The following is a 14,394-nucleotide window of genomic DNA, read 5'->3' as shown; positions in this document are numbered from 1 at the left end:
TGTCAAGCTTGGTATAATTGCCTATTTTTCCTATAACATAAAATTGGAATTATATGAAACTAGATGACGCCATTATAGAAAAAAAATTACTTCGTTTTCCGGATTGGGATTATTACGATAACGCCTTAAATGCAGAATTTGAATTTGAAAACTTCAAGGATTGTTTTAGTGCCATGAGCCGCATTGCCTTTGAGTGCGAAGCCCAAAATCATCACCCCAACTGGAGCAATGTCTACAATGTATTACGCATCTCCTTATCTACCCATGATGCAGATGGCGTTACCCAAAAAGACTTTGATTTGGCCGAGGCCATTGAAGCGATAGTTGAAGTACAAGAGTAATTTGTTTTTAATCTTCAGCGTGTTATTTTTGCAACACGCTAATTAAAAGGCGTTCCCAAAGCTTTGGGAATACTATAAAAGGTTTTATATGGGAAGAGCTTTCGAGTTTAGAAAGGCACGTAAAATGAAACGTTGGGCTGCGATGAGCAAAGCCTTTACCAGAATTGGTAAGGACATCGTTATGGCCGTTAAGGAAGGTGGTCCGGATCCGGACAGTAATGCACGTCTTCGGGCGGTGATACAGAACGCCAAGTCCGTGAATATGCCCAAAGATAATATTGAGCGCGCCATAAAGCGGGCTTCAGATAAAAACCAAGGCGATTACAAGGAAGTGGTCTTTGAGGGCTATGCGCCCCATGGCATTGCCATTTTAATAGAAACCGCTACCGATAATAATACCCGTACGGTAGCCAACATTAGAAGTTACTTCAATAAATGCGACGGTAGTTTGGGTGTATCGGGCTCCGTGGTCTTTATGTTTGACCACACGTGTAACTTCAAAATAAATGGCGACGACCTAGACCTTGAGGAATTGGAGTTGGAGTTGATCGATTACGGTGTTGAAGAGATCTTTGAGGACACGGATGAGGATGAAGATGGTAATGAGATAACCAGCGTTATGATATACGCGCCCTTTGAGAGTTTTGGGAATATTCAGTCTTATTTAGAGGAACACAACATAGAGATCCTCTCCTCTGGTTTTGAGCGTATTCCGCAGGTCACCAAGAAATTATCGGCAGAACAGATGGAAGATGTGGAAAAATTACTCGAGAAGATTGAGGAGGACGATGATGTACAGAACGTGTACCACACCATGGAGGAAGTTACCGATTAACTGGCTTCTATGGATTAAGATATAATATCATGAAAAAAGCTATCCTAATTTTGTGCGGTCTGTTAATGGCTGCTTGCGTCAAAGAGCAAAAGGCGGAGCCTGTAGCTGCTGTAAATTGGGAAGCGCGTAGGGCTTCAATACATCCGCAGGATTCGTTATTGCAAGGAAGCACCTACCTTTCGGTATACTCTGAAATTTATAGTTTGGTACAGCACAAAACCCATAGTTTAACGGTAACCGTAAGTATGCGGAACGTAAATAAAACAGATTCCATTTATATACGCAGGGCCGAATATTTTGATTCCGGTGGCAATTCAATCAGAACCTACTTCGACTTCCCTATTTACCTTAAACCCATGGAAACTGTAGAAATTGTGATCAATGAAGTAGATAAGAAAGGTGGCACCGGAGGCAACTTTGTCTTTGATTGGTATGCTGACAAAAATTCTAACGAACCCTTTTTTGAAGGTATCATGATTTCAACATCTGGCCAGCAAGGCTTGTCCTTTACCACTCAGGGCAAGCGTATAGACTAGTGCTGCTGATGCTACAAATTGTAGCATTTTAAGTTATGGCTTGCCTAAGGACTTACTTTTCAGTATTTTGTCTTACTATTCATGTCATTATGGTACAGGAAACCATTGTATTATCACCACTGCATCATAGGGGTGCTGAGCAAATTGCTATAGCGTTTAGATATTCGGACCGTACAAAATCTATTGTTAACGACTTTGATGGTAGCAAATGGTCGGCCACGCACCGAACCTTTTACACGGCCTATTCCAAAACACGACTCCATACACTGTTTACCTATTTGAGAGACCATAATTTTTATGTGGACTACAGTGCCTTTTCCAATGTGCCGCAAGAGGTTTACAAAGCTACTAAAAAGACAAAGCCCGAAATGACTATGGCCGCCATGCACACTGACCTACCCGCAGAATACAAGGCGTTGCTTAAAGCCTATACCGGGTTTTTAAAAGGCAAACGCTTAAGCCCAAGTACGGTACGCACGTATGGTTTTTTTATTTTACGCTTTTTGGATTTTGTAAAGCCAAAGCCTTTAGATACATGGCAAAAAAGCGATATGGATTTGTTTTTTGAAAAGGTTATGGCTGAGGAGAATTACAGTATCAGCAGCCATAGGCAGAGTGTGAGTGCACTAAAGTACCTTGGAAGTTATTGCAATCTCGAAGATTTTGACACCGAAGGATTAACACGTCCAAAAAAAAGCAAAAGATTACCGGTGGTGTTGTCTAAGGAAGAGATTATAGACCTCATGCAGGTGACTAAAAACCTTAAGCACAGAGCAATTATCGGAATAATTTATTCTAGTGGACTCAGGATTGGCGAACTCTTAAATTTAAAATTGAAGGATCTGGATTTAGATAGAAATCAGTTACATGTGAGGCAGGCTAAAGGGAGAAAAGACAGAACTGTAATAATGAGTGAAGTATTAAAGCCATTATTATTGAACTATGTAAACACTTACAATCCTAAATATTATTTTGTTGAAGGACGTGGTGGTGGTATGTATACAGCTGAGAGTGTTCGTGGGTTTTTAAAAACTGCATGTAAAGAAGCAGGTATAACCAAGACAGTGACACCGCATGTGTTAAGACATAGTTATGCTACTCATTTAATGGAAAACGGGGTAGATTTACGACATATACAAATGCTTTTAGGCCATGCCAAGCCCGAAACAACCATGATCTACACCCATGTTGCCCAAAGGGACTTGATGCAAATTAAAAGTCCATTAGACCTAGCTGTAAAGGAGATAACAGAAACCCAAAAAGACAGGTCAAAACTTCTGTTATCCCGAAATATTAAACGATAAACACATATATTTGTTCTGATATAACAAGTTACCTGCAAGCTGAAAAAAAGCCACCGCACGTTCAAGCACATTTCATTTTGCTCATTCCTCACAAAATAAAAAGAGCTTTCACTTCCCCACCACCACCCGAAAAAATTTATTAAACTTGATAGTAAATTCGCAAAACATTTTTATATTTGCTAAAATTATATCAAATCATTTGACGTAAATACAGAAAAATGGCAAGCTTTGGTGATTATATAAAAGTTGAACGAGAAAAAAGAGAATGGACTCAGACAGATTTTGGTGCTAAAATCGGAGTGAATTCTAGTGCGGTAAGTCGAATTGAAAATGGAACTCAAACTTTTAGTAAAAATAAACTTGAGTTACTCTCAAAACTATTTGAAGCAGATAAACAAAAAGTAGTTGACTTGTTCTTTGCAGATAAGTTTGCAAGAGAGGCTCAAAAATATCATTGTTCAGAAACAATTTTTTCGGTAGCAGAAGAAACAGCAAGCTATATAAGAAACAAAAACGTCAAACAAGGAAAATTAGAATTAGAATGAAAAAATATTCACTAATAGATGTGTTTTCTGGAATTGGTGGATTCCATAGCGGATTTTTAAATACAGGAAGATTTGAATTGCTAATGGCTGCCGATTTTAACAAAGACTGTGAATCATTTCACAAAGAAAATCATCCAGAACTACCTTTTGAAAAGGTTGATTTATCTCTAATTGACGAACAAAAATATTGGGATGAAAAAGGGATAAAAGAAGTTGATGTATTAATTGGAGGACCACCTTGTCAAGGCTTCTCAACAATTGGAAATAGAGCATCATCTAATTCCAATAAAAGGGAAAAATACGATATCCGTAATAATCTAATTGGTCATTTTATAAATCACGTTCGTGTTTTAAGACCAAAGTACTTTATAATGGAAAATGTGCGAGGCTTAACAACTTATAGAAAAGGTAATTTTTTTGAAGACGTAATGGAAGAGTTCAATTCCATTCCTGGCTATAAAATTTCGCATAAAATTTTAAATGCTGCAGATTATGGTGTTCCGCAAATAAGATATAGAACTTTTGTGTTTGGTCATAGAACCTTATTAGAGGAAAATCCATATCCTGAACAAACGCATTTTGAAAATGGAATTAATGGTCATAAACACAAGACCGTTGGTCAAGCAATTAATGATTTAGTGGGAAAAGAGAATAAAATACCAAACCACGCACCACTCAAACACGGTGAAATAAATATTGCTAGGTATAAATTAATTCCTGAAGGCGAAAGAATGCCTGAGGATAAATTACCACCAGAACTATACAGAAAGAATTTCGGAAATACTTTTAAAAGATTACATAGGGAGAAACCATCTTTAACAATGGTTCCTGGACACAATGCTTTCCCAATTCATCCAACGGAAAACAGGAGTTTAACAGTCAGAGAAGCCGCAAGAATTCAAACATTCCCAGACGATTATATTTTCACAGGGAATAGACAAGCCCAATGTATTCAAGTGGGTAATGCAGTACCACCAGTTTTAGCAGAAAATTGGGCTAATCACGTTTTAAAAATATTAGATAAATATGAATAGTGAGCAATTAACCTTTGTCGATTTATTTTCAGGAGCTGGAGGATTTTTAAGAGGGTTTATGGATGCTGGCTTTGAGCCATTATTTTCAGTTGAAAATTGGAAACCAGCTATTGAAACTCACAAAACAAATTATCCAAACGTTCCACTACTCTCAAAAGACATTAGAGAAATTTCCAATGAAGAGTTTATAAAGTCCGCCAAAGGAAAAAAGGTCAATGTTGTTGTTGGCGGACCACCTTGTCAAGGATTTTCAACAATTGGAAACAGAAATCCAAATGACGAAAGAAATAATCTCATACTAGAATTTTTGAGAACAGTCAAAACACTCAAACCAGACTTTTTCATTATGGAAAATGTTCGTGGTTTAGTTTCATCAAAAAATGGATATTTCCGAGATATTCTACTCGAAAGATTTAAGGAAATTGGTTACGAAAATGCTCAATGCAAGATAATTTGTGCTGCCGACTATGGTGTTCCACAAAAAAGATATAGAGTGTTTTTTATTGGCTCTAAAGACGGTCAAGAAATTGATTACCCAAAAGAATTCTCAAAACAAAATCCTGAGACTTTGAGAGACCACATAATGGATTTGGTTGGCAAAGAAAATCAAGTACCAAACCATATTCCAATGAATCATAATCCTATTGTTAAGGAAAGAATTAGCTATATTTTAGAAGGTGGAGGAATACATCCAAATATTCCTGAACATCTATTGAAGGGGTCAAGAAGTGATTTTAAGGACAATAAATTGAAAAATTTTAGTCACGTTTATAAAAGATTACACAGAGATAAACCAGCAACAACTATGGTTCCTGGACACAATGCTTTTCCCTTGCATCCAATAGAAAATAGAAGTTTAACCGTTCGAGAAGCTGCAAGAATTCAGACCTTTCCAGATGATGTGATTTTTGAAGGCACAAGGCAAGAACAATGCATACAAGTTGGTAACGCAGTTCCAGTAAAGTTGTCAAAAATATTTGCGGAACATTTAAAACAAATTTTAGTAGAAGAATGGGAGCAAATCACGACTTATTAGCAGATAAAGCAGGAAGAGCAATTGTTTCTAAAATTGTTAATCGTGTAGACAATTGGGGGCAAGTTTTTTCAGACAACCTGAATAAAGCAGGGGATTTTAGTTGGCCAAGACCTGACTATGTTTGTTTTGACTATGATTTAGACCAAAGTGTCGCATTTGAATTTAAACCACCAAACCATTCTAAAAGAGAATATTTAACTGGTCTTGGTCAAACATTATCTTATCTAGAAAAACACCATTATTCAGGTATAATTCTACCCACATTTGTAGAGGGTTATAATATTGCTCAACATTTGACAAATATTCTTTCGCTTGATGTGTTTTCAAGACATTATATTTCAGTTATAGGATATAATGAGAGAACACTTGAATCAGACCCGCTCAATTCAATTCAGTTATTTAAACCAATCGAACACGAGAGAACTGGAGAAATTGTAACTGAACACATAAACGAAACTTACTGGTGTTGGTGGAGAGATATCAGCCACTATGAGATTTTCACTTTACTAAACCTTCTTGACAAATATGCAAGTGAACCAGGAGACATATATACAAACAATGCTTGGCCTGAATTTTGGCGTTTAATGGTAAACGGACAAACAAGAACTTGGGAAGGTGCTGGAAGAACTAAGACTGATAATGAGACCAACTACAGGAGTGAAAAGCAAAATTATAAAATCCCACTTTTTCAATTAGGTTTAATTGAACCTTCAGAAGGTAGATTGACAGCCGAAGGCTATAAATTAATTTCGATAGGAAAGATTTTTGGGATTGAAAGCAGTCTTTATATGGATTACCTTACAAAACTTGTTTTGATTGAAGGAAAACACTTGATTTTGATTCAGGATTTGGAAGATTACAAAACAAGAGCTAATTCAGCAAGTTTGGCTAACAGTACTCAATTCAGAAAAGATTTTGAGACCTATTTAGATGAGAACAACTCAATTGGGCAAAGAAAAGAGGGTCGAACCACCACAGGAAATAAAGAGAGTTATATCAGAGATGAATTAAAACTTTGGAATAAACTTGGACTTTTAAAAACAAGAGGTACTAGATATTTTACTGTCGGTAGAGGAATTGAATTTAATTGGGCGAGAATAACGGAAATTTTGACTAAGGATTTCTTATTCTAAAGCCAACGCAATGTTCAAGCACATTGCAATCCTCGTCCCTGCGGTTGCAAAGAGCTTTCACGCCAACGCTAACGGACTGAAAATGAATAAAGCCAGCAGGTAACAATGTGTATAAGTAATAGCGGTTTAAGTGATAAAACGAGAGATAGAACATAAAATAAAGGTCAGTTCAAAACTGAAAAGTTAGCACTTAAAATCCGCTACTACTCATACACTAGACCGTTGTAGCCAATTTGAGAAAAGTAAAACCAAAAAAATCACAAGAACAGAAATTCTTGTGATTTCAACTTTACTCGTATTTGAAAATACTAAAACCGATTATCCAAAATTTTCCTCAAGATGCTTTTGAAGTCTCTTGAAGTCGCTCTCAATATTCGGATTTTTCATGACATCAAAGCAAGCAAACGTAGGTATGGGCTTCATGCCGAAAAACTTAAAATTCATGTGTTGAGGAAAGTATAAGTCATCCACAGATTTGCCTGCAAAAAGAAACTCTTTTTCATCATTAAATGATTCTTCTGGTGCATTGAATGTCAGTGAAAGCATGTATTGCGTGTCCTGCATCAATCCACCACTGCCATAATTCTTCTTCGGTGATTCTGCTGTTCTGCCATCATTTTGGCTCATTTTACCAAACATTCCTGCCGTATAAACCTCGTCCATATACTTCTTGAAACTCCAAGGCAAGCCCATCCAGTTGGTAGGAGACTGTAAGATGACTACATCTGCCCACGTATGTTTATCAACTTCCTCATCAGCATCCCAATCATCTTTCATAGTGGTTGTTTTTATTTCATAACCGACATTTTTAAGGTGTTCACCAATCCTTTTGGCGATTTCGTGATTCAATTCGCCTTTAGCAAAGGGGTATTCTTGATGTGCGTTTATTATTAGTGCTTTCTTCATCATTAATCGTTTTTAAACCCAAACATTCCATTATCATTTGCCAAGCCTTCGGTAGGTATGGGTTGAATCACATCCCAATGTTCTACAATTTTGTCGTTATCTATTCGGAATAAATCATAGAAGACATTATTCGTATTGTTCCAGTTCCCCTCACTTACGGTCAAAACAAAATTCCCTTGACCCAAGACTTTATGGATTTTAGTGTATTGAAACATGTTGTTTTGAGAAGAGAGATATTCAACCGCTTCTACAATTCCTTGTAACCCGTCCTTGATGTCGGGGTTATGTTGATGGTAAGTCTCCGCACTGATGTAGTCTGTGATTTTGTTTGGATTTTTGCCCATCAATACATCTTCAACCAAGGCTTTTGCAAGTGCTTTATTAGCTTCGGTCTTGTCTAAATCCCGTACATCTGTTGGACCATCAGTTTGGGTTCTTCCATTGACGGTTTCTTTAACCAATGGTGTCATCGCATCCCAATGCTCGGCTACTTTGCCATTTTCATCTATTCGAATAATATCAAATGAAACCATTTCATCCGCTCCGAATGGCTTAGCATTGCGCCAAATGTTATGCATGAAAACGTAGTTACCATCTTGGAACATCCGTATATTTTCAGCTGTCGTTCCATTTTCCTGAAGAACAGGCAGCATCTGAATGAATGGCTCTAAGCCTGTTGGTAAAAAAGGGTTGTGTTGAATGTAGTCGCTATTTGCCAGCTTTCTCATGGTTTCTGCGTCATTCTTTAGAACGGCACCTAGAAAGGTTCCTACGATTTCTTTGTTGCTCATTGTTGCGGTTTTTATTGAATTAACCTCGCTTGTTGTTTTAGTTTGACTCATACTACAGGAAGCGAGAATACCTGAAAGTAGGAGTGCACTTAATGATGTTCTCATTGATTTTGCCATTTGATTTTGATTTATTACTTTTGTTTTGCAAGCAAAAATAGATAATTACTTTCAATAAGCAAGTAATACTAGAGATTAATTTTATTTTGCAAGTAATATTTAATGTTGACTTAACAGATGCCGCTAGATTTTAGATGTGATTGCCCGTTTACCTCTGCCCTTGACATATTAGGCGACAAGTGGATGCTGGTTATTGTAAAGCAAATGCTGATAGAAGGTAAAGAGACCTTTAAGGACTTTACAGAAAGCGAAGAAGCTATTGCAACCAATATTCTTTCTGCCAAACTCAAACTTTTGGAAGAAGTCGGAATCATTATTAAAACAAAAAGACCTGACAATAAAAAGACCAACCTCTATCTTTTGACTGATAAAGGCTTGGCCTTAACACCTATTCTTGTAGAGCTTGCATCATGGAGTGACAAGAACCTTAGAGACCTACATCCTAGCATTATGAATGCGGAAGCAATGGAATTACTAAGGAATGATAAAACGGCTTTTGCGAATGAAATAGAGAGAAAATACAAAAAAAAACTGGCTACAACATTGTATAAAAGCAATAGCGGGTAAGGTGGTAAATTCAAGGTCTGTGCATCTAACAAACCTTTGTGATGGCGGAAAGGTAAATGCTTTGAAATCCGCTACTGCTCTTATACGTTACCGTTGGGACGGATTTAAAGCCTGCGGCTTCTACCAAGTCGCTACATTGCTGCGCAATTCCCGCCCCTTGGACATCCGTCCCAACGCCCTGCTAAACCAAATTGCAACATCGGTTGGGACTCAAAGCCTTAGGCCACAACTTTGAAAACACCAAAAACCCGACCCAACAATTCCTAAAAGCAATTTGGCAACGTTCTGCCTGTCTTTAAAATTTATATGTAACTTTCAGTCACCATAAATTTTTAACCCAGAACGTCACTGCGTTTAGCAGGGCGTTAGCAGCAATTAAAAACAAGTAATACTAAAATGGAACTACCAAAACTAGAGATATTGTCAATTCTGCAACAAGATGTTGAAGAAATTTTTAGCTCTCGGCAAAAAAGTAAAGTTCTTCATAAAACTAAAGACATTGATGCTTCAGGAGATGAAGTTGAAAATTCCGTTAGAAGAGTTATTAGAAGAAAATTACCATTAAAGTATTACGTTAGCCAAGGACATATTGTTGACAAAAAACTCAAAACAAGTAGCCAATTAGATTTAATAATAGCTGATAATACTGGTTCACCTGTATTATTTACATCCGAAAATGGAACTGAATATTTTCCTTTTGAATCGATTTATTCTTTCGCCGAAATTAAGTCAACGTATTACGCAAATAAGAAATATGTCGAATCGTTTATTAATTCAACTACCAAAATTTATGAGGAGTTAAACAGAGATGAAACACCGCACAATCAATTAAGTCAAGATATTGGATTAAATTTTGGATATGGAATTAATTTTACAGTCCAGGACACAAGACCTTACAAAAACCCTCTCTTTAAATTTATACTTTTTGTTGATTCAAATGATTTTAAAATTAATAACATTAAAGATTTACTAATCAAAACTGATGATAAGTATTTACCTAATTTCATCTGCTTATTAGATCAGGGAATGATTGTTAAGGCTAAAGTTTTTATTGAAAATAATAAATCTACTTTGGGATCAATTGAATTATTCCCACAATTTATTAAAACTGAAAACAAAAAAGAATATAAATGGGTTTATTTGGAGTTTAGTACTATAGAAAATAGAGCTGCCGCAAACTTTGCATTTTTAATTTTTGCTTTAAATACACATTTAAAAAATTGCCTAGTGTTGAAACCTGTTTTACTAAAATATTTTGATGGTATTTTCACACATAAAGGAGAAATAATAGGATAAAATAACTGCTGCTAACACCGTATATAATTTATTGCTAGTTCTAGCCTACTTACGAAAATCCTCGCGGATTTTCTATTCGGTTTTTATTTGCTAAATTTAGTGCTTAAACCACGCAACAAACCATATACAAACACGTTGGGACGGATTTAAAGCCTGCGGCTTCTACCAAGTCGCTACATTGCTGCGCAATTCCCGCCCCTTGGACATCCGTCCCAACGCCCTGCTAAACCAAATTGCAACATCGGTTGGGACTCAAAGCCTTAGGCCACAACTTTGAAAACACCAAAAACCCGACCCAACAATTCCTAAAAGCAATTTGGCAACGTTCTGCCTGTCTTTAAAATTTATATGTAACTTTCAGTCACCATAAATTTTTAACCCAGAACGTCACTGCGTTTAGCAGGGCGTTGTGTGTAATACCCAATCAAACTCAAAAACTGAAATGAAAAGACATTATTGGATTTTATTGATTTTAATTCTAGGATTTACATCTTGCCAGTTTATGGGACCAATTGATGTGAATATTGAGAGAAAAAATGTTGAAGTAAATTCAAATGATATTATTGGAACTTGGAAAATGGACAAATTCTCATACGAATATCTTTCTGAAATTAAGAACGACAGTATTGTGCTGACCTTTAAGCCTAATAATAAATTCGAAATGAATAATTCACAAAATCTATTTGACCGAGAAATTAACAACGGAATCTCAACTGGAACGTGGAAAATTATTGAACAATACAACACGAAAAAAATTAAGCTGAATTTCGACAAATCAAATATTACAACGGATTTAGAAATTTATAAATTAAAAAATAATTATCAATTGTGGTATTTTTTGTCAGACCCTGACACTGGAGAAAGAATCAGATTTCTGAAATAAAGTACTACACACAACAACGTGTATAGCTCATTGCGGCTGAATTCCTAATCGAAATTCATTGCAATTTGCTATCTTTCGGTTACGGCGGAAAATCATAGCTGATTTTCCGCAACGAGCCATACACAAAACCGTTAGCAAAAATTAAAAAAAAGCTCAATGAAAACCTATAGAACATCATTATTATTCCTATTCATTCTTATACTCTCATGTGATTCAAATAATGATGACGAGCCATCAAATTTAACTTTTGATGGTGATGTTCTACTCATATCGCAAGAAGAAGTGAATTCCTTTGGTGCTAATAATTACAATTCAATTTCTGGAAGTTTGGTTATATCAGATATAGAAGATGGAATTCATGATATAATTGACCTAAGCCCACTGAACTCAATTACAAATATTGACCAAACGTTTACTATAAAAACTAGTAATGCCTTAACACAGTTGAACGGATTTGACTCATTGAAATCAGTTGGATTTAGTATCGAAATCTATGATAACAATGAGCTACTGAATGTTAACGCTTTAAGTAACATCACAGTTGCTTTACCATTTATCTCAATATTTAGAAATACATTACTAGAAAATATTGATGGACTTGCTAACATACCCGATTTTATTGAAAACATTACAGTTGCTGAAAATCCTAGCCTACAAAATTTAAACTGTTTTTCAAATATTGAGAATCTAAGTGGTGGAATCCAGATTATCGAATGTCCGCAATTAACAAACCTCGAAGGATTAAATAATTTTCAAACTATTGGTGGAAGATTACAACTTTCAAACGTTAACAATTTGAACGACATTAGTCAATTAAGCAATCTGACCAATATTGGAGAAAATCTCATTATTGCGGGAACAGCTTTGACTGATTTAAATGGATTAGAAAACCTGAATAGCGTTGGATTTCAAATCAATATAATTCTCAATGAAAATCTTTCAGACTACTGTGCATTAAATAATTCTCTAATAAACGGTGGCATACCCGGAGCTTATGAAGTTTTTCAAAACCAATATAACCCAACTTTAGATGATTTAATAAATGGGCAATGTAATCAATAACTTTTGCTAACACCGTGTATAATTAATTGCTTGGTTCACTGCCGACTTACGAACATTCCTGCGGAATATTCTATCTGTGATTTATTTGCTAAATTACGTTCTTAACCACGCAACTAACCATACACCGAACCGTTGTAGCACATTTGAGAAAATCCAATGAAACATAAATTGAATGAATATTGTCCTTGTTGCGGATACGACACATTTGACCCTAAAGACAGATTGAATTATTGCATTTGTCCAATTTGTTTTTGGGAAGATGACCCTATTGGATTTGAAGATGAAAATTTTGTAGGAGGCGCAAATAGAGTTTCATTAATACAAGCACGGCAAAATTATATCAAGTTTGGAGCTTGTGAAGAATCGATGATTTCTAATACACGAAAAGTAAATAATAGTGATACTCTAAATCCCGAATGGAATAATTTATGAAACCTGAACTGAAATGTATTGAATTAAAAACTGGATTTGGAGACAATGGTCCTGCTTGGATTGGAATGGCTGAATTTTCAAAATCTGGCAGAACTGTATATTTCAATGGAAAAGCTTTTAAAAATTCAAATGCTCGTGGAATATCTGGAAACTATTATGACATAGAAAACGGAGACGAATATTGGATTTCTGGAATTAAGAAAAACGGAACAGACAGACATTGGGCTGGTAGCGGAAAAATAATGATTGACAGAAATGTTGTTGACCTTTATTTAAGTCTTGTCGACTTCAATGTTTTGGACAAAAACCGATTTGAATTAGTTAATATTAAACCAACGGACAAACAAAAGTTTGCGGAATTGGAAAATGAAAAAATAAATTAAAAAAACGTGCTACAACAATGGCTATAAGTAATTGCTTTTTCTCGCCTACTTTGGAAATTCCTGCGGAATTTCCAACTAGGTATGTACTTGCAAAGTTAAGTGCTAACCCACGCAACTACTCATAGCCGAGACCGTTGGGACGGATTTAAAGCCTGCGGCTTCTACCAAGTCGCTACATTGCTGCGCAATTCCCGCCCCTTGGACATCCGTCCCAACGCCCTGCTAAACCAAATTGCAACATCGGTTGGGACTCAAAGCCTTAGGCCACAACTTTGAAAACACCAAAAACCCGACCCAACAATTCCTAAAAGCAATTTGGCAACGTTCTGCCTGTCTTTAAAATTTATATGTAACTTTCAGTCACCATAAATTTTTAACCCAGAACGTCACTGCGTTTAGCAGGGCGTTGGCAACAAGCTGAAAAAACAGAGACCTATGATACATTTAATTTGGTCAATAATAAACGGAATAATTGTTTTGTACTTTCTATATCTGATTGTCGGATTTATAGCAAAAGGAAAACGAATTTTCAAACCTCAATTTAAAGTTGTTTCAATTTTTATAATGGTAATCGGAATTGTTCAAATAATTTCGGCTTCAAACTCGGAAAAAAGCACGAATCGAATAACGATAAATAACGATTATAACAAAAAGAATAATTCAAAAATTAAAAAAGTAACACTCGAAGATAATTTGACTTTCAACATAAATATGCACGTAAAATATTCAGTTGAAAAAAACGAATTCATCCCAATTGAAAGCAATAGTTTTTTGACAGGATTTGTTAGTGGTTACGTTTGGGAATTTAAGTCGATTCAAACGAACAATTACAAACCGAATGAAAAAGCGGAATATATTGCTGATGGAATTTTGAAATGGAATCTTTTCGGAATTAAAATTTATAGCGAATCGAAAACATTTAGCGGAATTATAGAATAATAAAGCCAGTTGCCAACAACGTGTATAATTAATTGCTTTGGTCGTTGCTTATTTGGAAAATTCCTTCGGAATTTTCTCGCGTTCGTTTTTGTTTACTAAATTAGTTGCTTAAACACGCAACTAACCATACACAAGACCGATGATAACACATTCGCCAAAGGCGAACTTTAATCTGCGCTGCTTCGCAGACAAAGCATCTTAAAGTAAATGTGTTATCATCACAAGGGTTAAACCAAATTACACTAACAGCGCAT

17 protein-coding genes are annotated in these 14,394 nt (G+C 35.8%); 15 read left to right on the top strand and 2 right to left on the bottom strand.

Going from position 1 to position 14,394, the window contains the following annotated elements; genetic code table 11:
* Positions 1–53 precede the first annotated feature (53 nt).
* The 8 genes from CA834_RS08050 to CA834_RS08015 all read left to right on the top strand — a co-directional run bounded on the left by CA834_RS08050 (position 54) and on the right by CA834_RS08015 (position 6,764).
* Positions 54–341 carry a 4a-hydroxytetrahydrobiopterin dehydratase gene (locus CA834_RS08050; protein ID WP_094968188.1) on the top strand — a complete coding sequence of 96 codons (288 nt, stop codon included), beginning with the start codon at positions 54–56 and terminating at the stop codon, positions 339–341.
* Positions 342–429: 88 nt separating this feature from the next.
* Positions 430–1,176, top strand: a complete 747-nt coding sequence (locus tag CA834_RS08045; protein WP_094968187.1) for a YebC/PmpR family DNA-binding transcriptional regulator — start codon at positions 430–432, stop codon at positions 1,174–1,176.
* A 29-nt stretch (positions 1,177–1,205) separates the two neighbouring features.
* Positions 1,206–1,712 carry a DUF3124 domain-containing protein gene (locus CA834_RS08040; RefSeq protein ID WP_094968186.1) on the top strand — a complete coding sequence of 169 codons (507 nt, stop codon included), beginning with the start codon at positions 1,206–1,208 and terminating at the stop codon, positions 1,710–1,712.
* 89 nt (positions 1,713–1,801) lie between these two features.
* A complete protein-coding gene (xerA, locus tag CA834_RS08035) occupies positions 1,802–3,016 on the top strand; it encodes a site-specific tyrosine recombinase/integron integrase (RefSeq protein ID WP_094968185.1) in 1,215 nt (404 codons plus the stop codon).
* Between the two features lie 218 nt (positions 3,017–3,234).
* Positions 3,235–3,561: a helix-turn-helix domain-containing protein gene (locus tag CA834_RS08030; RefSeq protein ID WP_094968184.1), complete on the top strand. Its 327-nt coding sequence runs from the start codon at positions 3,235–3,237 to the stop codon at positions 3,559–3,561.
* Complete coding sequence (locus tag CA834_RS08025; RefSeq protein WP_094968183.1) at positions 3,558–4,595, top strand: DNA cytosine methyltransferase; 1,038 nt, start codon at positions 3,558–3,560, stop codon at positions 4,593–4,595. The genes CA834_RS08030 and CA834_RS08025 overlap by 4 nt, the downstream gene beginning before the upstream one ends.
* The gene (locus CA834_RS08020; RefSeq protein WP_094968182.1) at positions 4,588–5,631 is read left to right on the top strand and encodes a DNA cytosine methyltransferase; all 1,044 of its coding nucleotides are present in this window, start codon (positions 4,588–4,590) and stop codon (positions 5,629–5,631) included. Before CA834_RS08025 ends, CA834_RS08020 begins: the two co-directional genes overlap by 8 nt.
* Positions 5,607–6,764 carry a hypothetical protein gene (locus CA834_RS08015; RefSeq protein ID WP_094968181.1) on the top strand — a complete coding sequence of 386 codons (1,158 nt, stop codon included), beginning with the start codon at positions 5,607–5,609 and terminating at the stop codon, positions 6,762–6,764. Before CA834_RS08020 ends, CA834_RS08015 begins: the two co-directional genes overlap by 25 nt.
* Before the next feature lie 318 nt (positions 6,765–7,082).
* Here CA834_RS08015 and CA834_RS08010 read toward each other — a convergent pair whose 3' ends face one another.
* Together CA834_RS08010 and CA834_RS08005 are read right to left on the bottom strand one after the other, a co-directional pair.
* A complete protein-coding gene (locus CA834_RS08010) occupies positions 7,083–7,673 on the bottom strand; it encodes an NAD(P)H-dependent oxidoreductase (protein ID WP_240507527.1) in 591 nt (196 codons plus the stop codon).
* Positions 7,673–8,578 carry a nuclear transport factor 2 family protein gene (locus tag CA834_RS08005; RefSeq protein ID WP_240507525.1) on the bottom strand — a complete coding sequence of 302 codons (906 nt, stop codon included), beginning with the start codon at positions 8,576–8,578 and terminating at the stop codon, positions 7,673–7,675. The genes CA834_RS08010 and CA834_RS08005 overlap by 1 nt, the downstream gene beginning before the upstream one ends.
* Positions 8,579–8,695: 117 nt before the next feature.
* Between CA834_RS08005 and CA834_RS08000 the strand changes: the two genes are divergently transcribed.
* The 7 genes from CA834_RS08000 (at position 8,696) to CA834_RS07970 (ending at position 14,140) form a co-directional block, all read left to right on the top strand.
* The gene (locus tag CA834_RS08000; protein WP_094968180.1) at positions 8,696–9,145 is read left to right on the top strand and encodes a winged helix-turn-helix transcriptional regulator; all 450 of its coding nucleotides are present in this window, start codon (positions 8,696–8,698) and stop codon (positions 9,143–9,145) included.
* 396 nt (positions 9,146–9,541) lie between these two features.
* Entirely contained in the window at positions 9,542–10,441 is a 900-nt protein-coding gene (locus tag CA834_RS07995; protein ID WP_094968179.1) for a DUF6602 domain-containing protein, read from the top strand.
* A 442-nt stretch (positions 10,442–10,883) separates the two neighbouring features.
* Positions 10,884–11,324: a lipocalin family protein gene (locus CA834_RS07990; protein ID WP_133085473.1), complete on the top strand. Its 441-nt coding sequence runs from the start codon at positions 10,884–10,886 to the stop codon at positions 11,322–11,324.
* Between the two features lie 156 nt (positions 11,325–11,480).
* Positions 11,481–12,386, top strand: a complete 906-nt coding sequence (locus tag CA834_RS07985; RefSeq protein WP_094968177.1) for a hypothetical protein — start codon at positions 11,481–11,483, stop codon at positions 12,384–12,386.
* A gap of 156 nt (positions 12,387–12,542) precedes the next feature.
* A complete protein-coding gene (locus CA834_RS07980; RefSeq protein ID WP_094968176.1) occupies positions 12,543–12,818 on the top strand; it encodes a CPCC family cysteine-rich protein in 276 nt (91 codons plus the stop codon).
* A complete protein-coding gene (locus CA834_RS07975; RefSeq protein WP_094968175.1) occupies positions 12,815–13,201 on the top strand; it encodes a hypothetical protein in 387 nt (128 codons plus the stop codon). The genes CA834_RS07980 and CA834_RS07975 overlap by 4 nt, the downstream gene beginning before the upstream one ends.
* 435 nt (positions 13,202–13,636) lie before the next feature.
* Complete coding sequence (locus CA834_RS07970) at positions 13,637–14,140, top strand: hypothetical protein (RefSeq protein WP_094968174.1); 504 nt, start codon at positions 13,637–13,639, stop codon at positions 14,138–14,140.
* The last annotated feature ends 254 nt before the right edge of the window (positions 14,141–14,394 follow it).

The organism is Winogradskyella aurantia (genome assembly GCF_002266855.1).
GTDB lineage: Bacteria > Bacteroidota > Bacteroidia > Flavobacteriales > Flavobacteriaceae > Winogradskyella > Winogradskyella aurantia.
The sequence above is the reverse complement of the archived record's forward strand: the minus strand, read 5'-3'. Positions and strand labels throughout refer to the sequence as shown.